Genomic DNA, 18,031 nt, shown 5'->3' on the forward strand with positions numbered 1-18,031 from the left:
TATAACCAAACGAATGGAGGGCAGGTCATGTGCTGGTGGTTTGGGTGAATAGTCGATTAAAAACAGTAGGTTACTGCTGGTTTTGGAAGGTTATAACCTAAGTTGGGGTTATAGGGGTTTTATCGACTCGGTCAGTTGGTGCTTGTCGCGGGGTTCATCCCCCAGTTGCGCAAGATCCGTTGGTAACGCGGGGGTTGCTTCAGACGGATCAGGGCATCCCTGAGCTGTGCGATCAATTCGGGCGAGCTGTTCGGACTGGCCGCCAAGTAATAGCCTTGGGCCGATAGCGATTTCAGCGAGTAGACTCGACGCAGCAGGCGCTCCGGGTCCTGACCCTGTGACTTCAGCAGATGGTGGGCAACCGCATCGGCGGCAGGCCAGAGGTCGATCCGTCCCCGGCTCAACAGTTGGTATTGCTGTAGTGGCACCTGGTCACCGCTCAAGCGCAGCAGTTGCTGCTCCGCCAGGCCGTTTTGCAGCAGATAGCTCTCTCGGGCGCCGTTCTGTTGGGTCGCGATGCGGTATTGGTGCAGATCGCTCAGCTGTTCGATCCGAATATCGGTGCGCGATCGCAACGCAAAGATCGAGTGCGAGGCGGGAACCAGAACCCCGATCCACTGAAGTAGCGTTTCCCGTTCAGGATTGCGGCTGATGGAGTAGATCAACGCGTTGGGCTCGGTCTGGGCCTGCTTGAAGCTGCGGGACCAGGGATGGCTGACGATCCGGTAGTTGAGTCCGGCCTGCTGCATCAGCGCTTCGACAATCTGGGTGGAAACCCCCTGCATCTTTCCCTGCTGGGTAAAGTTAAACGGGGGAAACTCCTCGGTGTAGAGGGTCAGGGGTTCTGCCGCAGTCCGGACCGATAGCAGTGACAAGAACAGCACGATCAGCAACGCTCTGGCGCGACCGCGTGGGCTAACCATCCTCAGGCCCCGATTCTTTCTTCTTCAACCGTTTGCTTAGCGCCGGTTGGGAGATCCCCAACAGTCGTGACGCGATCGACTGGTTGCCCTGGGCCCGGCGCATCGCTTCGTCGACCAGCAGATCCGCCGCCTGCTGCAGGGTCGGCAGCGGTTGTTCGGGATCGAACAACGACGCCGCTGGGTTATCGGGGCTGTCGACGGCACTAGCGCTCAGGTTCAGGGCGCGGCGGAAACTCTCCATCGACAGCACCTTGCCGCGGTGTTGTCCGACCGCGTCGAATGCCAGCGCGCGAAGCTCGCGGATGTTGCCCGGGAAGCTGTAATTGGCCAGCAGCACCGGCAGCTCTTTGGGGATGGTCGGGCAGCTCTTGTTCATCTCCCTGGCGGCTTCATCGAGGAAATGATGCAGCAGCAGCGGAATATCGCCCTGCCGCTTGCGCAGCGGCGGGATCTCAAGCTGGTGGGTGCGCAAGCGGTAGAACAGATCCTTGCGGAACTCGCCGGACTGTTGCTTCTGCTCCAGGTTCTGATGGGTGGCGACGATGACCCGTGCGCGAATCCGTTTGGGTCGATCACTGCCCAACGGGTAGTACTCACCCTCCTGCAGCAATCGTAGTAGTTTGACCTGCGAGTTCAGACTCAGATCACCGATCTCGTCCAGGAACAGGGTGCCTTCGGCGGCCTGCTCGATCATCCCGGCGCGGGCCTTGTCGGCACCGGTAAAAGCGCCGCGGTGATGGCCGAACAGGGTGTCGGCGAAGACATTGTCATCCAGTCCCGCCACGTTGACGCTGACCAGCGGTCCGGGACGGCGGCTCAGGGTATGGAGCGAGCGGGCGATCAGTTCCTTGCCGACGCCGCTTTCGCCGCTGATCAGCACCGGTTGGCTGCTGCCGGATACCGACTCCAGATACTGGAACACCGAGCGCATCCCCTTGTCCTGGGTGATGATGTCGGCGAAGACGTCAGGGTGCTCCAGCGTATCGGTCAGGAATTTGCGCCGCATCGCCTGGTTTTCCAGCCGCATCTCCTGCATCTGGACGGCCCGACGGACCCCCTCGATCAGGCGATCCTCTTCGGTGGTTTTGACGAAGTAGTCATAGGCCCCGAGGCGGATGCAGTTGACCGCCGTTTCCAGCTGATTCAGACCGCTGATGATAATCACGCCGATATGGGGGTGGTCTTCGACAATCTGCTTCAGCAGCGTTTCACCCGACAGGTGCGGCATGGTCAGGTCCAGCAGCACCAATCCGATCGGTTCGCGGGCGATGATATCCATCGCCTCGCGGCTGTCCTGGCAGCGATACAGGTGGTTATAGCCGCCACGGCGTTCCAGTGCGATGCTCAGGCTGCGAAGGAAAGAGGCCTCGTCATCGATCATCAGGATGCCGAAGCTGGGTTGATGGGTGATTGTCATTTGATCAGCGCTCGGTAGGTGGCCGGCAGATAGAGAATGGCGCTGGTGCCTTGATCCGGTTCGGAATCGAACACCAGCGTACCGCCATGGTCGTTGATGATACTGGACGAAACCGATAATCCCAGTCCGGTACCGCCCTGTTCCCGCTTGGTGGTGTAGAACGGATCACTGAGCCGAGAGAGTTGATCCGGTTCGATACCACAGCCCTGGTCGATCACCTCCAGTCGAAGTTGCTGTTTCTCTGGGCGATAGCGGGTTTTCAGGGTGATTCCTTTCTCCGGCGACTCCAGTGCCTGACAGGCGTTGACGATCAGGTTGATTACGACCTGTTCGATGCGCTGGGCGTTACCGCGGAAGCGGGGCAGTTTCTGACCGTAACTGACGCTGAAGTGGTTGGTGGAGTTGCGGATGGTGTTATCGACCAGGCGGATGGCCGTGGCCACAACCTCGTTCAGATCGACGCTTTCATTCAGGTCGGGAGTGCCCTGGCGGGCAAAGTCGCGCAGATCGTCCACGATCCGGCGGATCCGCTGGGTGCCGGTCAGCATGTCGTCCAGCATCGCCGGAATTTCATCGCGCATCCGGCTGTAGCGCAGTCCTCCCAAGTCGAAGTCGCCGTTGGCCTGATAATGGGCCTCCAGAATCTCTTCCAGATCCTGATGAACCTCCTTCATGACCGGAAGGTTCAGTAGCAGCAGGCTGCTGGGGTTGTTGATCTCGTGGGCAACTCCCGACACCAGAATCCCCAGTGAGGTCATCTTGTCGGCCTGGATCAGCTGCTGTTGCTGCAATTTCAGCTCTTCGGTACGGCGTGCCACCTGGCGCGACAGGGTACGGTTCCAGGTCATGATGGCTCCGAGCACCAGCATCAGCAGCGCCGACGCGATGGCGGCGCCCTGGCCGATCTTTTTCCAGGGAAGCCCGGATTTTTCCAGCGGCCCCAGCCACTTGTCGTAGATCGCCTGCTGGCGGCCGGTGTTCTTCAGAATCGCCAGCCCTTCGCTGAACTGGGCCAGAAGTTCCGGGTTGTCTTTGGTGACCGAATAGCCGTAATTCAACGCTCCGAAGGGTTTCCCGACCGGAACGATATTAGACAGTTCCAGCTCTCGTCCCAGATAGAGGCCGGGCAGGTTGGCGACCAGAGCGTAGTCATGCTGACCCGATGCCAGCAGCCGCAGAGCGCTGGCGTGGGTTTCTACCAATACCAGCCGGGCACCGACTTTCTGCTGCAGCAGATAGTCGTGCATGATCCCCCCCTCCTGCACGATGACGGACTTGCCTTCCATTTCGGCCAGGGTATTGATTCTTGCATCGCCTTTGCGGGCAAAGATCGACTGGTTGATGATCGCGTGGGGGGGAGAAAACTCGTACACCCGGTTGCGGTCTTCCGAATGAACCATGCCTTGTAAAACATCGATCTCACCCAGCTCCAGCCTTCTGCGCATCACATCCCAGGTGCCCAGCGATATCTCGACCTCGAAGCCCATGACTTCGGCGATTGCCCGGGTCAGCTCGGTGTTGTAGCCGTCCGGCTGGCCCTGCTCGTTGAGGAATTCGTAGGGCGGATAGTTATGGTCGCCGCCGACCCGGATCAGCTGCTCGGCCTGGGCTGCATGGCTCCCCAGGGGAATCGATAAGACGATCAATAACAGCTGAATCCAGCGGCGGTTTGGCTGCATACTAGTGTCCGCCTATTCGGGGGGTGGGTAATTGCGCCGTCAATCCAGCCCACAGAGCCTGCGCCTGTGAGGAGGTCTCACGGTTGCAACGATAAAGGCAAATTTTCAGCGGCAGGCGCCAGACCGCCGAGCCGCAAACGGTCAGGAAACCGGCTTTAATCTCCTCTTCGACAGCAAAGGAAGGCACCCAGGCAATTCCAGCCCCCTGAACGGCCATCACCTTTAAACTGTCGGCCAGGGGAGACTCAAAGGTCAGCTTCAGGTTTGCCGATCTGGAGCTGTTGCGCAGGATCTTATCGACACAGCGACCCAGATAGATCTGTCTCGGGTAGCCCAAGTACGGTTGGGGTTCGGAGCCGGCGTCCAGATTGAAGCGGGGGTTACCCTCCTCATCGGCTCGACAGACTGGAATCAATTCCTCGGTAGCCAGCTCCAAACGCTCGAAGGTGGTGGGGTCCAGCGAAGGGTCCTCAAAAGCGAGCAGGAAGTCGCAGATACCGTTCTTGAGCGCCTGCACATTGTCATCGACGTTGGCGACCAGTTGTCGGCAGCGGATATCGCTGATCTTGTCTTCCAGAGACTCGATAAAGCGGGGAAAGAACGACAGTGACAAAGTGTGGGAAACCGCAAAGTCCAGTACTTTGGCGTCTTTCTGTCGCAGTGAGAGCAGGTGGGCACGGCAATCCTGCAACTGTGAGACCAGATTGCGCGAGGTGATCTGGAACAGTTGCCCTTCGGCGGTGAGCCGAACCGGCACCTGGGCACGGTCCACCAGCTCGCACCCGAGCGCCTGTTCCAGGGCTTTGATGCGTCTACTGAAAGCGGGTTGGGTCATATGCCGCTCTTCGGCTGAGCGGGAAAAACTCTGCGTCCTAGCCAGGGACAGGAAGTCCTCTAACCACTTGGTTTCTATGTTCATCAAGCGCTGCTCAGGCTAATCGGCATCGGAGTGTTGTCGTTGTTTTTATCGAAGTGTACTACCGACTTGGCGACTTTTCTGCCGGTGACGCGCCTTATACCGTGCCGCTATGGCCGATGCGATACGTGTATGCAATGTACAAGACGTTGAAATAAATAGAAATTATCTCTTGATATGTCGTTTTGGTATGAGCCAGGCAGAGTCGGCATTAGCCAGTTGTCACGGGGCTTGGATAGTCTGGTGAAAAAGCCTGGGAGCAACGTTGATGAGCACTGTGATTGGCATTCTTGGGGGGATGGGGCCGCTGGCCACCGTGGATTTTGTCGAGAAGGTTATCGGGCTGACTCCGGCCCGTTGTGATCAGGAGCACCTGCCGCTGATCATCCACTCGGTGCCTCAGATTCCTGATCGGACGGCCTGTCTGGTCGACCAGCAGAGCTCACCGCTGGCGGCCATGGCTCGAGGTATCGATACGCTGGCGAAGTCGGGGGTAGGAGCGATCGTCATCCCCTGCAATACCGCCCATCATTGGTATGAACCACTGTCGAATGACAGCCCTGTTCCGATTCTGCATATTGCTGATGCCTGTGCCCAATCACTGACCCACGACGGCGTAGCATCGGTGGGGCTGATGGCGACAGACGGCACACTGAAAGCCGGTTTCTACCCACGTAAGCTCAGTGGGCACGGAGTTTCTGTGACCCTGCCAGAGGCTGAGTTGCAACAGCAGGTGATGGAGGGGATCTATCGGGTCAAAGCCGGGCAGATTGAAACCGGTGGGCGGATACTCGAGTCCTGTGTAGAGCAGCTGCTGGAACAAGGGGTCGAGCGGGTGATTCTGGCCTGTACCGAAATACCTCTGGCATTGGACAGAATCAATTCACCGTGGCGGGAACAGAGCGTCGACGCCACCCGAGCCTTGGCCTCAGCTTGCGTTCGCTGGCATCAACAGCAGACGAGCCTGTTGGTTGCTTGATGAATCGCGAGCACTAGAGGGCTAGAAATCTTCGATGGTCTCGATATTGGTCAGATCCATCGTGTAGCCGGCATGGGCAATGCCGGTATCGGTGCTTTCAATTCGAATCCGGCCGGAGACTTTCACCGGGGCGAACAGGGTCTCGATTTTTACCCCGGGATCGGCCCGGACCAGTACGATCTGGTTGCTCGGAGGTGGCGGCACGTGGATACAGGCGCCAAAGTAGGGAACCAGCAGGAACAGACTGGTGGCTTCGTAGTCGCCTTCCAACGGCAGGGCAAAGCCAGGCAAGCTGATCAATTGGCCGTCCAGTGATTCGATCACCGGGGCCGATTGCAGGATCTCCTGGAACTCTTCATAGCGACGCTGACCTTCAGGGTCACCATCGTCGAAGGAGCTGACGTCATAGTCGGCAAACAGCGCTTCGTCGGAGAATCCGGCCGGCATCAGATCGTTCCAGTCCAGCGCCCGAACCTCGTCGACAGCGTAGCTCAGTGAGGGCAGCAGGGTGCTCAACAGCACGCCGGCCGTGATCAGGCATTTGGCCAAACCCGAGCTGACTTTCATTTTATTTCACTCCTAAATCCGAACCGAGAGTCCGTCGGCCAGGGTATTTCGGTAAGCCACGTAGGCGGGAATCATCCCGACCAGGGTTGCGGCGAAGGTGACGGCCCCCAGAATAATCCATTCCAGCGATCCGGGTGGTCCTAACTGAAGGTTGAGTCCGTAGCTCTCCAGTAGCCAGTCGGCAGCGGCCAACAGGCTAAGGCTATAGACAAGATAACCCAGCAGAGTTCCAAACAGACCGTAAAGACCCGCTTCCAGCGTGAATAACGTAAAGATCTGCAGCGGCCGGGCGCCGACCGAGCGAAGGATGGCCATCTCTCGGCGCCGTTCGGCCAGGGTATTCAGGATCGTACTTAGCATGCCGGCCAATCCAGCCACGACCACCAGTATTGAGACGGCCCGTAAGGCTTGTTCGGCGACGCTCATCAGGTCCCAAAGCTCCTGCAGCGCGACGCCGGGAAGGATCGCCTGCATCGGTTCGCGGCGGTATTCGTTGATCTGCCGCTGTACCTGGAAGGCACTGATCTTTGAGGTTAAGCCCACCATAAAGGCGGTGATCGCTCTGGGCTCCAGATCCATCTGGCGGGCCTGCTCGGCGCTGATGGAGCGCCCCGGAATCGGTACTCCGGCCTGCCAGTCGATATGCATCGCTTCGATGCCGGCCAGGCTGACATGGACGGTTCGGTCCACCGGGGTGCCGGTTCTAGCCAGGATCCCCACGACCCGGAACGGTTTGTCCTTGTGACCGCTGTTGCCGATATCCACCAAACCGTGGGCGACGATCATCGATTGGCCGAGGGTATAACCCAGCTCGCGGGCCACGTCGGCACCGATAACGGCGTCGTAAAGATCTTCGAAGCGCTGCCCTTGCTCGAAGGTCAGGGGCTGGCCTCGGCCGTAGCGATAGTATTGGAAATAGTCGCGACTGGTGCCCAGTACCCGGAAGCCCCGGTGAGAATCGCCCAGCGACAACGGCACGGTCCATTTGACCCGAGGGTGATTGGCAAAGTGCTGGTACGAATCCCAGCTGATATTGCTGGTGGCGTTGCCGATCCGAAACACCGAGTAGAGCAGTAGCTGAATCGATCCGCTACGGGCCCCGACCACCAGATCGGTCTGGGAGATGGTGTTGGCAAAACTGGCCTTGGCGTCCTGGCGTAGTTTTTCGACGCCCAGCAGCAGCGCCACACTCAGGGCGATGGTGAACAGGGTCAGGATGACTGTGGCCCGGCGGTTGAGCAGGCTGGCGATAGCGAGGCGAATCAGCATGCGATCGCCTTGCTGGATTGGCTATCGGCAGCGCGGTTGATATCGGTCAGCGATAGGGTTCGATCGAACCGATCGGCCAAACGCAGGTCGTGGCTGACAAACACCAGAGTGCTGTTCTGGCTTTGGCACTGCTCAAACAGCAGGCTCAGAAACCGAGCCTGGCTATCCGCATCCAAGCTCGAGGTGGGCTCGTCGGCGATGATCAGTTCGGGCTTGCCGATCAGTGCCCGGGCAACGGCGACCCGCTGTTGCTGACCGATACTCAGTTGCCGTGCCGGTTGGCCGGCGACCTGATCGGGATCCAACTCCAATGCACTCAGCAAGCGCTGTGCCGCCTGACGGGGTGACTCATCCCCCAACTGCTGGCGTCGCAGGCGGGAAAACGAGAGTGCCAGAGTGATGTTGTCGAGCGGGTCGAGATAGGGGATCAGATTGAACTGCTGAAACACAAAGCCCAGATGATCGGCGCGAAACCGATCACGGGCCGAGGCCCCCAGTTCGGTCATCGCTTGTCCCAGAATCTGGATGCGGCCCTGCTGTGGCGAGATCAGCCCACCGAGCAGGCTGAGCAGAGTGCTCTTGCCGCTACCGCTGGGACCGTAGATGAACAGCCGCTCACCACGGGCAACCTGCAGCTGCTCGATCTCCAGCAAGGGATTGTCGGGTTGCCAGCCGTAGCGCAACCCGCTTAGTTCGACAGTGTGACTGAGCGCTGCATCCATGGATGCCATGATACCCCTAAAAGCGGATATGGGGGTTACTGCGCGTCAGCTCCTGTCGCTGTTGGCCTTTGGGCGAGATCAGTTGCACCTGAATCTTTTCAAAGCCGTCGAACTGCTGCCAGAGCTGAACCTGTGCACCGTTCAGGGCGTCGGGCTGGTGGCAGTGGTAGCTGTAGCTGATGTGGAATTCGCTGTGCTCGCCTTCGTGTTCATGATCATCATGGTCTTTGTGATCGTTATGATCATCGTGGGCATGTTCTTCATGTTTTTCATGGTCGTCGTGCCCGTCATGCTCGGCATGTTCTGCGTCGTGATCGTGCTCCTGGTGATCTTCGAGCAACGCCGACTCAATGGCGATGGATTCCAGTTTGCAGTCCGCATCTCCACTGAGCTGAATGATTGCCCCTTGTCGCAGGCTTGCCACGGCCTGCTCGAGCTTGTGCTTATCCGCTTCAGTTTTGGCTTGGTGCTCGAACCCCAGAATGTTGTCGGCTGGAGTGATCAGTTCAATCAGAACCTCTTCACCCTCGACCACCATATTCAGTTCGGCTGCACCGTGCTGATGGGCGTCCAACTGCTGGTGTTCATGTTCATTGGCGAGCAATGGCTGAGAGATCGGACCGAGCAAGGCTAGACCGAGAAGAAGGGGAGTGCGGCGCATGATGGTGACTCAACTCAGATTAAAGAGAAAAGATGTTATAACATAACGATTCGAGGCTGTTAATTGTTGCCGGACCTGATCGAGTCTAGATGACTACCCGCTGGTTGTTTGTCTGAGGAAGTTTTCCAACTGCTCCGGGCTGAGCGGGCGACTGTAAAGGTAACCTTGGGCGACTTTGAGACCGTGTTGCAACAGGTAGTCGCGTTGTTCGGCGGTCTCGACGCCTTCACCCACGGTATTTAATCCCAGCCCATCGGCGAGGGTCAGGGTGGCATTGACGAGAGCCTGGTCCTGCGGGTGTTCGAGCAGGTCTTTGATAAAGCAGCGGTCGATCTTAAGGGTGTCGAACGGAAAGCTCTTCAGATAACTCAGCGACGAGTAACCGGTACCAAAGTCGTCGAGGGCCAAGCTGATGCCCAGTTCTCGGAGTTGATTAAGGGTTTTCTTGGTTTCCTGCTGATTTCGCATCAGCAGGTTTTCCGTGACCTCAAGTTCCAGTCGGTCACCGCTTATTTCGTGGCTTTGGAGCTGCTCGGCAATGGTGCGACTCAGGGTTGGATTGGAGAATTGGCGGGGCGAAATATTGACCGAGAGTTTGAAGTCGTTCAATCCCTGTTGCTCCCACTGACTGAGCTGGGTCAGTGCTTCACGAATAACCCAGTCGCCGATCGGAAGAATCAGCCCGGTCGCTTCGGCCAGAGGGATAAACCGGCTTGGAGGAATCTGGCCCAGGGTTGGATTGTTCCAGCGCAGCAGGGCTTCTACGGTACAGACTTTGCCGCTGTTCAGATCAATCAGCGGTTGATATTCAAGATAGAGCTCATCGTTTTCCAACGCCCGACGGAGTCTTTGTTCGATCTCCATCCGCTCGGTGGCTGCCTGGTTCACCTCGGCAGAGTAGTACTCGTAGCGGTTGCCCCCTTCGTCTTTGGCTCCGAACATCGCCGCATCGGCATGGCGCAGTAGCTCATAGGGATCTTGGCCATCCTCGGGGAATAACGCAATGCCGATACTGGCGGTCAGCGACAGCTCTCGACCGTCGATACGATAGGGCGCAGCCAGCATGGAGAGGACTTTCTCTGCCACCCGGCTAGCATCGTCGGAATTGGCCAGGTCTGTCAGTACGATCAGGAATTCATCACCGCTATAACGAGCGACGGTGTCGGTCTGGCGTACCGTTTCACGGATACGCGACGCCGCCAGTGTAATCAACTGGTCGCCGACCTCGTGCCCCAGTGAATCGTTGATCTGCTTAAAATTATCCAGATCGACAAACATCACCACGACGCTCTGCTGGTGTCGGATAGCCACGTTGATGGCCTGGCTCATGCGATCCATGGCCAGGAATCGATTCGGCAGTTCGGTCAGACTGTCGTAGTTGGCCTGGTGCTTGATGCGGTTGGCCTGGGCCTTACGCAGCGAAATATCCTCTTCGATATGGAGAAAATGAGTGATCTTCCCCTCGTCGCTACGTACCGGAGAGATACCCGACTGCACCCAGTAGGCGGTTTTATCCTTGCGCTGGTTGATCAGCTCGCCTTCCCATGAGCCGCCCTGCATCAGGGTGTTTTCGATATCGCTGATCAGATTGCCGGCATTTTTGGCGGAGCGAAACAGTTCCGGTTTGGCGCCGATCGCCTCTTCACGAACCAGCCCCGTGGTACGAATGAAGGCATCGTTGACGTATTCGATGGTACCGGCGAGGTCGGTAATAAAGATCGCCACGGGACTTTGGGAGACGGCCTGAGAAAGCTTGGTCAGTTGTCTGCTGCTGGCCTGCAGGCGAGCTTCGGCCCGGTTGCGTCGCTGTAGTTCGCGGCTGAGCAGGACCAGGATCAGCAGGCTTGAGAAGAACACAAAGCCCCAGCCTTTATAGGTCTGGATCGTGGTGATGCTGTTCGGAAAAACGGTTTCGACCAACTGGTCAGATAGGGTGATCCAGAGGACGGAGAAGGTGGCGTATATGGCCGCAACGCGGAGCGGAAAGCTCATGGTAGACAGTCCCTGGATCGTTGTTTTCCGGTTTGCTGGTCCGATTTAGAGAATAGTTGAGTCTATCCGAGCGGTATATTTTATAGGTTGACCCAGATCAGGGTTTGGCCAAATCCGGCTTGTGGCGGCGCCTGGGGGAGAGCAGGAGGCTGATGGACAGCCTCTTGGACGCAGCCGTTTACTGCACGCTTTCGTTGTCTGAGAACAACCCTTCAAACAGTGCGGTGGAGAGGTAGCGTTCACCGGAGTCGGGCAGAATCACGACGATGTTCTTTCCCTCGTTCTCAGGCTGTTGGGAAACCCGTACTGCGGCAGCCAGTGCCGCACCACTGGAGATGCCGGCAAGAATTCCCTCTTTGCGCATCAATTGACGGGCGAAGTCGATGGCGTCTTCATTGCTGACCTGCTCGACCTGATCGACCACCGACAGGTCCAGGTTTTTCGGTACGAAGCCGGCGCCGATTCCCTGGATTTTATGGGGTGAGGGCTGCAGCGGCTCACCCGCCAGTTGCTGGCTGATTACCGGCGAAGCCTCCGGCTCAACCGCGACAGACAGGATAGCTTTGCCTTGCTGCTGCTTGATGTAGCGAGAGATGCCGGAGATGGTACCGCCGGTACCGACGCCGGATACCAGAATATCGATCGCACCGTCGGTATCGTTCCAGATCTCCGGGCCGGTGGTCTGTTCGTGGATCTGCGGGTTGGCCGGGTTCTCAAACTGTTGTGGCATAAAGTACTGGGTCGGATCGCTGTCGACGATCTCCTGGGCTTTATCGATCGCCCCCTTCATCCCTTTCGGACCTTCGGTCAAGACGATATCGGCGCCCAGCGCCTTCATGACCTTGCGGCGCTCCAGGCTCATGGTGGCGGGCATGGTCAACACCATGTTGTAGCCGCGGGCGGCGGCGACGAAGCACAGGGCGATACCGGTGTTGCCGCTGGTTGGCTCGACGATGGTCATACCTGGCTTCAGAGCACCGCTTTTTTCCGCTTCCCAGATCATATTGGCGCCGATCCGACACTTGACCGAATTGGCGGGGTTACGGCTCTCAATCTTGGCCCAGATGTTGGCGTTGCCGAAGTGATTGATCTTGACCAGCGGGGTGCCGCCGATGGAAAGGGAGTTGTCGGAGAAAACAGCGCTCATTTTGTTGCTCCATGATGGTTTTTTGTAAGTTTTTGATTATAACTACTTTATCGGTATTCAATAATTGTTTTAGGCGATAGGGTTATATCGGTAGGGAATAAACCGCAAGGCTTAAGAATAGCCGTCTAGTTTTTACTATTCGTCTGCTGGCGTAAATTTTCCAGCTCCTGCAGCTGTTTCTGATTTACGACCCGTTGATCAAACAGCTTCTGATCGCTGTGATCCAGGCGTTTCTGCAGATGCCCCAGCTGTTGTTGTTGCTGTTCCAGCTGTTGTTCCAGTTCGTCGATACGTTGTTGCAGTTGTTCGACGAAAGAGAGCCCTTGATCGGGGTCTCTGCGTTGATTGCTCGGGGCCTGATCGTGCTCCGGCTGGGCCTGCAGCTCGGTCTGGATATGGCTGTAGATGGCATGCAGGTCGCGGGTTTCACGTTCGCTGTAGCGAATGGTCTTTTCCATCACCTGATGGGCGCTGGCGCTGCCGATAGAGCCGGATAGGGCGTGCTCGAGCATCCGGTGAAACTCCAGCAGCTCGATGATGGTCAGATATTCCTTACTGTCGATATGCAGTTCTTCGATGATCTGCTGAATGGTGGACTCCGCTTTCTCCTGCGGCAGGTAATCGAGCAGCAGACGGGTGGCCTCATCGAGTTTGCCGTGGAACGGAATATAGGCATCCAGTCCAGTGGCGCGTCCGTGGTAGCGGGCGCTACCGGCCACCAGGGCGTTCATAAATTCGCTGCGCTGATTACGCTCATGCTTGGGCGGGTTGTAGAGCAGCGAACCGGCGATATAGGCGCCGAGGTTGAACAGCAACGACCAGAAGGTGCTGTGGCTGACCGATGACAGCCCCTCGAGTCCAAACAGGTGATGGGGCCTGAGCCAGTGAATCCCCCAAGGGCCTTCGGTGAGGATCTCGGGGGGCAGACCATGACCGACAAAGGTCGGCAGCAGCAGGGTATAGAACCAGATCAGAAAGCCGGCACAAAGTCCGGCAATGGCGCCGACCCGATTGCCTTTGTGCCAGAACAGGCCGCCAAACATGGCCGGCACAAACTGAAAGATCGCCACAAAAGAGATGATCCCCATCGCCACCAACATATAGCTGTCACTGAATTCGACCGAAAACCAGTAACCGCTGCCGATCAGCAGGCCGATCATCACCCAGCGACAGTGGAGCAGGTAGCCGCGCAAAAAGCTTAACGGGCCCAGGCGTTCCAGCAGGGGTAACAGCAGGTGGTTGGTGGCCATGGTTGACAGGGTCATGGCGCTGAGGATCACCATCCCGGTAGCGGCCGAGAAACCACCGATAAAGCCGACCAGCGATAGCCAGTCTACCCCGGCGTATTGGGGCAGCAGCAGTACGAAGGAGTCGGCCTGTTCCCGCGGGAGGCCTTTGATCAGACCGGCGGCGGCGATCGGAATCACGAACAGGCCGATAAGAATCAGGTAGCTGGGCAAGATCCACATGGCCGGCACGATATGGCGTTCGGTGGCGTTCTCGACCACGGTCGCGTGAAACTGTCGCGGCAGACACTGGATCGAGGCGGCGCCGAGGATCACCAGGGTGAACCAGTGCAGCATGCTGGATCCTTCGGGGATCTGTATGCTGACCAGGCGGGGAAAGCCGGCGTAGTGAATTCGCTGAAAGATATCGCTGAAGCCATCGTAGATGCCGTAGGTGACGAACAGGCCGATAGCCAGGAACGCCAGCAGTTTCACCACACCCTGTACCGCCAATACCGTCATGACGCCAAGGTGGCGCTCGGTCGGGTCCAGTTTGCGGGCGCCGAACAGGATCGTGAACGCGATCATCCCCAGTGGCACCAGCGCTCCTCCCAGTTGGCCCATCTGGCTCTGTGCTTCAATACCGGCGACCACGGCAAAGGACTGGGTGACCGCTTTCAGCTGCAGCGCGATATAGGGAACGATACCGATCAACGCGATCATCGTTACCAGCGCAGCTACCAGCTCCGAGCGGTTGTATCGGGCCGAAATAAAGTCGGCGATGCTGGTGATGTGGTAGGCCTCCTTGATTCGCACCATCCGCCGCAACACGGTCCACCAGGAGAAAATCGCCAGAATTGCGCCGATATAGATGGCAAAAAATAGCAGCCCCGATTCGGTGGCGAATTCGACGCTACCGTAGTAGGTCCAGGAGGTGGCGTAGACGGTGATCGACAGCGCGTAAACCAGCGCCGGAGTGTGCGGCTTGACCCGATTGGCGTTGTTGCGTTCTACCAGCAGCGCGATCAGGAACAACAGTGTCATGTAGATCAGGATGACAATGATCAGCGTCGTGGCAGAATACATGGTGCTCCTTTCAATTCGGAGGTCAATCCTGAGGTCGGACCACTTGGTATCGGTTACCTAAGGCCCGTTGGATATCAAAGATATAGTCAGACCTGGCGTCAGAATCAATCAACTTTGTCTGCGGTTGTTCGGCAGCAGCGGCAGCCCTGCTCGGGTACCGGATCGATTCCGCCGTCGGAAAACGGGTGGCAGCGCAGGATGCGGCGGCAACCCAGCCACAGGCCACAGAGGATTCCATGCCGCTCAATCGCTTCGATGCAGTAGCTGGAGCAGGTCGGATAAAAGCGGCAGTTACTCCCCAGTATCGGACTGATCAGTAACTGGTATCCCCGGATGATCTTTACCAAAAGCCATTTCATCGCTCTATTCTAACTGAAACAGACCGCGATTCAGGGTATCTGTGACTAAGGAACCTACGAACAAGTCCATGCGGCTTCTGCAAGCGCCTGAAGTGCGTAAGTTCTAGGCGCAAGCTGCAGCTAATGGCCGTCGCCCTTAGCAACGGTTGCAACGACGAAATTGTGTGCTTCAGGCACTTGCCCTGAGGGGCTTTCAGCTTGATCCGCACTCTGCGTTGCAGTTTTTTGCAAGGTCTAAACATTGCTTCAAAACTACGCCTGGATTGCGACTCAAGCTGAAAGCCAGAAGCTAGCAAGGATTTATTCGCAGATTCCCAAAGGACCAAGCAACATCAACCGTGCTTGGTCGCTGAGAGTCACAGATTCTCGAGTCATTCGCTTATTTTTCCCGGGGCTGCTGCTAAATTTAAGAAAGATAAAGGAATACAGGGTCTTTGCTGGATCGCCCCATGCTTCGAAAAGCGCTACTACCCTCGATATTTATTCTATTGGCCTACGGTTTCTGGCTCAGTCCCGACTTCAAGGTGATCAGTGCCGGCGTGGCGCTGTTTCTGTTTGGAATGCTGTCGTTGGAGGAGGGCTTCCGGGCGTTTTCCGGCGGAGTGTTGGAGAAAGTACTGCAGCGTTCCACCGATCGGCTCTGGAAAAGCCTCGGGTTTGGGGTTCTGACCACCACGTTGATGCAGTCGAGTTCGCTGGTGTCGGTGATCACGATCTCGTTTATGAGTGCCGGCCTGCTCGATCTGAGTGCCGGGATCGGAATCATCTTCGGCGCCAATCTCGGAACCACGACCGGGGCCTGGTTGGTGGCGGCCTTTGGCCTCAAGCTGAAGCTGTCGACCTATGCGATGCCGATGTTGGTGTTCGGTGTGATCCTGCTGTTTCAACGCAGCAGTCAGCTGAAAGGGTTCGGCTATATCTTGGCCGGGCTCGGATTCCTGTTTCTTGGGATCCATTACATGAAAGAGGGCTTCGAGACCTTCAAGGGCAACTTCGATCTGGCCGCCTATGCCGTCAGTGGTTATCCGGGTCTGTTCCTGTACGCCGCCATCGGCACCCTGGCGACCGTGGTGATGCAGTCCAGTCACGCGACCCTGATCCTGATCATCACCGCGCTGTCATCCAATCAGATCAGCTACGAAAATGCGCTGGCACTGGCGATCGGCGCCAATGTCGGCACCACGATTACCGCGATCATCGGTGCGATGGGCTCTAACGCGCAGGGGCGTCGGCTGGCGGGGGCTCACCTGATCTTTAATGTTTCCACCGGTCTGGTCGCGATACTGTTTATTACCCAGCTGGTCCAGGCCGTTGATGGCCTGGGGCAATGGTTCGGGATCGCCGATCTGGACTTCACCCTCAAGCTGGCGCTGTTCCACACCCTGTTCAATCTGCTTGGTGTGGTGATGATGTTGCCGCTGATCCAGCCGATGACGCGCCTGCTGGTTCGCTTGATTCCGGAGCCGCAGATCGATATCGAGCGGCCCCGCTATATGGTGCCGTCGGCGGTACAGTTTCCCGACACGGCGGTGGAGGCGGTGCGGCAGGAGACCCAGCGGGTGTTTGATAATGCCCAGGAGTTGATCATCAGGGGATTATCGATGGAACCCGAGCGGGTGTTGGGGGATCAGGATCTCGATGCTGAACTGACTGCGCAACGACACTACACCCCGGTGGATATCGACGATCTTTACCAGCGCCGGATCAAGTCGTTGTTCAGCGCGATAATCGCCTTTATCAGCGAAGCGTCCTTCACCTGGAAGGAGCAGCAGTCGGGTAGCCTGCACTGGCTGCGCGATGCCAACAGCAATATTGTTGAAGCGGTCAAGGCCTGTAAGCATCTGCAGAAGAACATGCAGCTCTATCTGTTCAGTGAGGAGCCGGCGATCCGGCGGGAATACAACCAGTTGCGGCTGCAGGTGGTTGAGCTATTACGGCAGCTGGATCAATTGCGCCAACAACCGGACGAGAACTCTGTCCTCAGTCTTGATGAGACCCGGTTGACGCTGCTGGAGTGGCATCGTGAGCAGCACCTGCGCTACTACCGCCTGATTCGGGATGCCGAGATCAGTCCGGAGATGGGAAGCTCGCTGATCAATGACGCCGGCTATGTGGCCACCATCAAGCAGTCGTTGCTGGCGGCGGCGACAACACTGTTTATTCAGGGTGGCAGAACCAAGCATGCGGTCGAGCGTGATCTGGCACTGGATGATGCCGAGCTGAACGAAATTCTAACGCTGGCTGAACAAGCCCGGAGGCAGCTGTGAAGACTCGCAAACTGATCGACCGGATTCGAGCGCTGTTCGATGATGATCTACGCAGCAGCCAGAAGAATCGTGAAGCCTTGGAGGAGGTGCTGAAACAGCTGCGCAGTAAGGAGAAAAAGTTTGAGGCGGAGTTGCAGCAGGAACCTTCACCCGAGCGCAGAGAGAAGCTGGAGATGAAGATCAAGCTGGTTCGCTCACAGCGCAAGAAAGGGATCGAGAAACTCAAGCAAGCCCAACAGTCGGCAAAATAGTCGCCTTGACTGGCGGTAGTTTGGCTAGGGCGCCAGCGCCTTGGGACTGGTCCGGTATAGCAGCTCGGCACAGCCGGGGTGCAGCGCCTGCCAGTGGTTCAGATTCAGTTGCAGTACCGCCAGTGCGCAGGTGGGGAGTGAATGCGATTCGTCACAGAGCCGCTGCAGTAACTCCTCCAATGCCGGGTTATGGCCGACCAGAGCCATCTTCCGTACCGTATCCGGCTGCTGCTGTAGAAAGTGCCAGAGGGGTTGCCAATCGAACTGATACAGGCGGTGCTCCAGTTCCAGCGCTTGCTCCGCTGCTTTAACCGGTCGCTGTAGAAGGGCCGGTGCCAACGCCCGGGCAGTAGTGGCTGCCCGCACCGCGTTACTGCTGATCAGCCGCTCGACCACGTAGCCCTGCTGTTGAATATGTTCGGCCATCAACGGCAGGTTGCGCTTGCCCCGCTTATTCAGGGGGCGCTCATGATCGCTCACCCCCGGGTTGCTCCAGCTGGATTTGGCATGGCGGATCAACAGTAGTTGTTTCATCGCGGCTCCCGTGCAGGGCCTTTACCCCGTTACCCT

Annotated in this window: 16 protein-coding genes; 3 read left to right on the forward strand and 13 right to left on the reverse strand. The window is 57.7% G+C overall.

The genetic code is table 11. The annotated features are described in order from the left end of the window. Positions 1–131: 131 nt before the first annotated feature. From DV711_RS07620 to DV711_RS07635, 4 genes are read right to left on the reverse strand one after another with little or no spacing between them, the layout of a single operon-like run. Positions 132–923: a substrate-binding periplasmic protein gene (locus DV711_RS07620; RefSeq protein ID WP_114695090.1), complete on the reverse strand. Its 792-nt coding sequence runs from the start codon at positions 921–923 to the stop codon at positions 132–134. Next, positions 916–2,340 carry a sigma-54-dependent transcriptional regulator gene (locus tag DV711_RS07625; RefSeq protein WP_114695091.1) on the reverse strand — a complete coding sequence of 475 codons (1,425 nt, stop codon included), beginning with the start codon at positions 2,338–2,340 and terminating at the stop codon, positions 916–918. The genes DV711_RS07620 and DV711_RS07625 overlap by 8 nt, the downstream gene beginning before the upstream one ends. Then, positions 2,337–4,019: a transporter substrate-binding domain-containing protein gene (locus DV711_RS07630; protein ID WP_114695092.1), complete on the reverse strand. Its 1,683-nt coding sequence runs from the start codon at positions 4,017–4,019 to the stop codon at positions 2,337–2,339. Before DV711_RS07630 ends, DV711_RS07625 begins: the two co-directional genes overlap by 4 nt. Position 4,020: 1 nt before the next feature. Beyond that, positions 4,021–4,938 carry a LysR substrate-binding domain-containing protein gene (locus DV711_RS07635; RefSeq protein ID WP_114695093.1) on the reverse strand — a complete coding sequence of 306 codons (918 nt, stop codon included), beginning with the start codon at positions 4,936–4,938 and terminating at the stop codon, positions 4,021–4,023. 265 nt (positions 4,939–5,203) lie between these two features. Here DV711_RS07635 and cuyB point away from each other — a divergent pair, with 265 nt between their 5' ends. Continuing rightward, positions 5,204–5,914, forward strand: a complete 711-nt coding sequence (gene cuyB / locus DV711_RS07640) for a cysteate racemase (RefSeq protein ID WP_114695094.1) — start codon at positions 5,204–5,206, stop codon at positions 5,912–5,914. A 21-nt stretch (positions 5,915–5,935) separates the two neighbouring features. Here cuyB and DV711_RS07645 read toward each other — a convergent pair whose 3' ends face one another. From DV711_RS07645 to yidD, 8 genes are all read right to left on the reverse strand, one after another. Then, a complete protein-coding gene (locus tag DV711_RS07645; RefSeq protein WP_114695095.1) occupies positions 5,936–6,481 on the reverse strand; it encodes a DUF3299 domain-containing protein in 546 nt (181 codons plus the stop codon). Between the two features lie 12 nt (positions 6,482–6,493). Continuing rightward, positions 6,494–7,750: an ABC transporter permease gene (locus tag DV711_RS07650; protein ID WP_114695096.1), complete on the reverse strand. Its 1,257-nt coding sequence runs from the start codon at positions 7,748–7,750 to the stop codon at positions 6,494–6,496. Continuing rightward, positions 7,744–8,481, reverse strand: coding sequence for an ABC transporter ATP-binding protein (locus tag DV711_RS07655; protein ID WP_207802573.1), 738 nt, complete (start codon positions 8,479–8,481; stop codon positions 7,744–7,746). Before DV711_RS07655 ends, DV711_RS07650 begins: the two co-directional genes overlap by 7 nt. A 7-nt stretch (positions 8,482–8,488) precedes the next feature. Beyond that, a complete protein-coding gene (locus DV711_RS07660; RefSeq protein ID WP_114695098.1) occupies positions 8,489–9,133 on the reverse strand; it encodes a DUF2796 domain-containing protein in 645 nt (214 codons plus the stop codon). Between the two features lie 93 nt (positions 9,134–9,226). Beyond that, positions 9,227–11,125 (reverse strand): putative bifunctional diguanylate cyclase/phosphodiesterase, encoded by a 1,899-nt coding sequence (locus DV711_RS07665; RefSeq protein WP_114695099.1) that lies wholly within the window; start codon positions 11,123–11,125, stop codon positions 9,227–9,229. 178 nt (positions 11,126–11,303) lie between these two features. Continuing rightward, on the reverse strand, positions 11,304–12,272 hold the full coding sequence (gene cysK, locus DV711_RS07670; protein ID WP_114695100.1) for a cysteine synthase A: 969 nt from the start codon (positions 12,270–12,272) through the stop codon (positions 11,304–11,306). A 125-nt stretch (positions 12,273–12,397) separates the two neighbouring features. Further along, positions 12,398–14,584: a sodium:solute symporter family protein gene (locus DV711_RS07675; RefSeq protein ID WP_114695101.1), complete on the reverse strand. Its 2,187-nt coding sequence runs from the start codon at positions 14,582–14,584 to the stop codon at positions 12,398–12,400. Positions 14,585–14,688: 104 nt separating this feature from the next. Beyond that, positions 14,689–14,943 carry a membrane protein insertion efficiency factor YidD gene (gene yidD / locus DV711_RS07680; protein ID WP_114695102.1) on the reverse strand — a complete coding sequence of 85 codons (255 nt, stop codon included), beginning with the start codon at positions 14,941–14,943 and terminating at the stop codon, positions 14,689–14,691. A gap of 449 nt (positions 14,944–15,392) precedes the next feature. On the opposite strand from yidD, the gene DV711_RS07685 reads away from it, so the two are divergent. Both DV711_RS07685 and DV711_RS07690 read left to right on the forward strand, forming a co-directional pair. Further along, positions 15,393–17,210 (forward strand): Na/Pi cotransporter family protein, encoded by a 1,818-nt coding sequence (locus DV711_RS07685; RefSeq protein WP_114695103.1) that lies wholly within the window; start codon positions 15,393–15,395, stop codon positions 17,208–17,210. Then, the gene (locus tag DV711_RS07690) at positions 17,207–17,461 is read left to right on the forward strand and encodes a hypothetical protein (protein ID WP_114695104.1); all 255 of its coding nucleotides are present in this window, start codon (positions 17,207–17,209) and stop codon (positions 17,459–17,461) included. Before DV711_RS07685 ends, DV711_RS07690 begins: the two co-directional genes overlap by 4 nt. A gap of 24 nt (positions 17,462–17,485) precedes the next feature. Here the strand turns inward: DV711_RS07690 and DV711_RS07695 are convergent, their stop codons facing one another. Further along, positions 17,486–17,995: a SixA phosphatase family protein gene (locus tag DV711_RS07695; RefSeq protein ID WP_114695105.1), complete on the reverse strand. Its 510-nt coding sequence runs from the start codon at positions 17,993–17,995 to the stop codon at positions 17,486–17,488. Positions 17,996–18,031: the final 36 nt, after the last annotated feature.

This window comes from Motiliproteus coralliicola, from assembly GCF_003345655.1.
Lineage (GTDB): Bacteria > Pseudomonadota > Gammaproteobacteria > Pseudomonadales > Balneatricaceae > Motiliproteus > Motiliproteus coralliicola.

Coding starts and splice junctions, on each gene's coding strand:
- DV711_RS07645 (WP_114695095.1), bottom strand. CDS start 6,481: ATGAAAGTCAGCTCGGGTTTGGCCAAATGCCTGATCACGGCCGGCGTG.
- DV711_RS07675 (WP_114695101.1), bottom strand. CDS start 14,584: ATGTATTCTGCCACGACGCTGATCATTGTCATCCTGATCTACATGACA.
- DV711_RS07625 (WP_114695091.1), bottom strand. CDS start 2,340: ATGACAATCACCCATCAACCCAGCTTCGGCATCCTGATGATCGATGAC.
- DV711_RS07695 (WP_114695105.1), bottom strand. CDS start 17,995: ATGAAACAACTACTGTTGATCCGCCATGCCAAATCCAGCTGGAGCAAC.
- DV711_RS07630 (WP_114695092.1), bottom strand. CDS start 4,019: ATGCAGCCAAACCGCCGCTGGATTCAGCTGTTATTGATCGTCTTATCG.
- DV711_RS07665 (WP_114695099.1), bottom strand. CDS start 11,125: ATGAGCTTTCCGCTCCGCGTTGCGGCCATATACGCCACCTTCTCCGTC.
- DV711_RS07620 (WP_114695090.1), bottom strand. CDS start 923: ATGGTTAGCCCACGCGGTCGCGCCAGAGCGTTGCTGATCGTGCTGTTC.
- DV711_RS07685 (WP_114695103.1), top strand. CDS start 15,393: ATGCTTCGAAAAGCGCTACTACCCTCGATATTTATTCTATTGGCCTAC.
- DV711_RS07635 (WP_114695093.1), bottom strand. CDS start 4,938: ATGAACATAGAAACCAAGTGGTTAGAGGACTTCCTGTCCCTGGCTAGG.
- DV711_RS07660 (WP_114695098.1), bottom strand. CDS start 9,133: ATGCGCCGCACTCCCCTTCTTCTCGGTCTAGCCTTGCTCGGTCCGATC.
- DV711_RS07655 (WP_207802573.1), bottom strand. CDS start 8,481: ATGGCATCCATGGATGCAGCGCTCAGTCACACTGTCGAACTAAGCGGG.
- yidD (WP_114695102.1), bottom strand. CDS start 14,943: ATGAAATGGCTTTTGGTAAAGATCATCCGGGGATACCAGTTACTGATC.
- cuyB (WP_114695094.1), top strand. CDS start 5,204: ATGAGCACTGTGATTGGCATTCTTGGGGGGATGGGGCCGCTGGCCACC.
- cysK (WP_114695100.1), bottom strand. CDS start 12,272: ATGAGCGCTGTTTTCTCCGACAACTCCCTTTCCATCGGCGGCACCCCG.
- DV711_RS07650 (WP_114695096.1), bottom strand. CDS start 7,750: ATGCTGATTCGCCTCGCTATCGCCAGCCTGCTCAACCGCCGGGCCACA.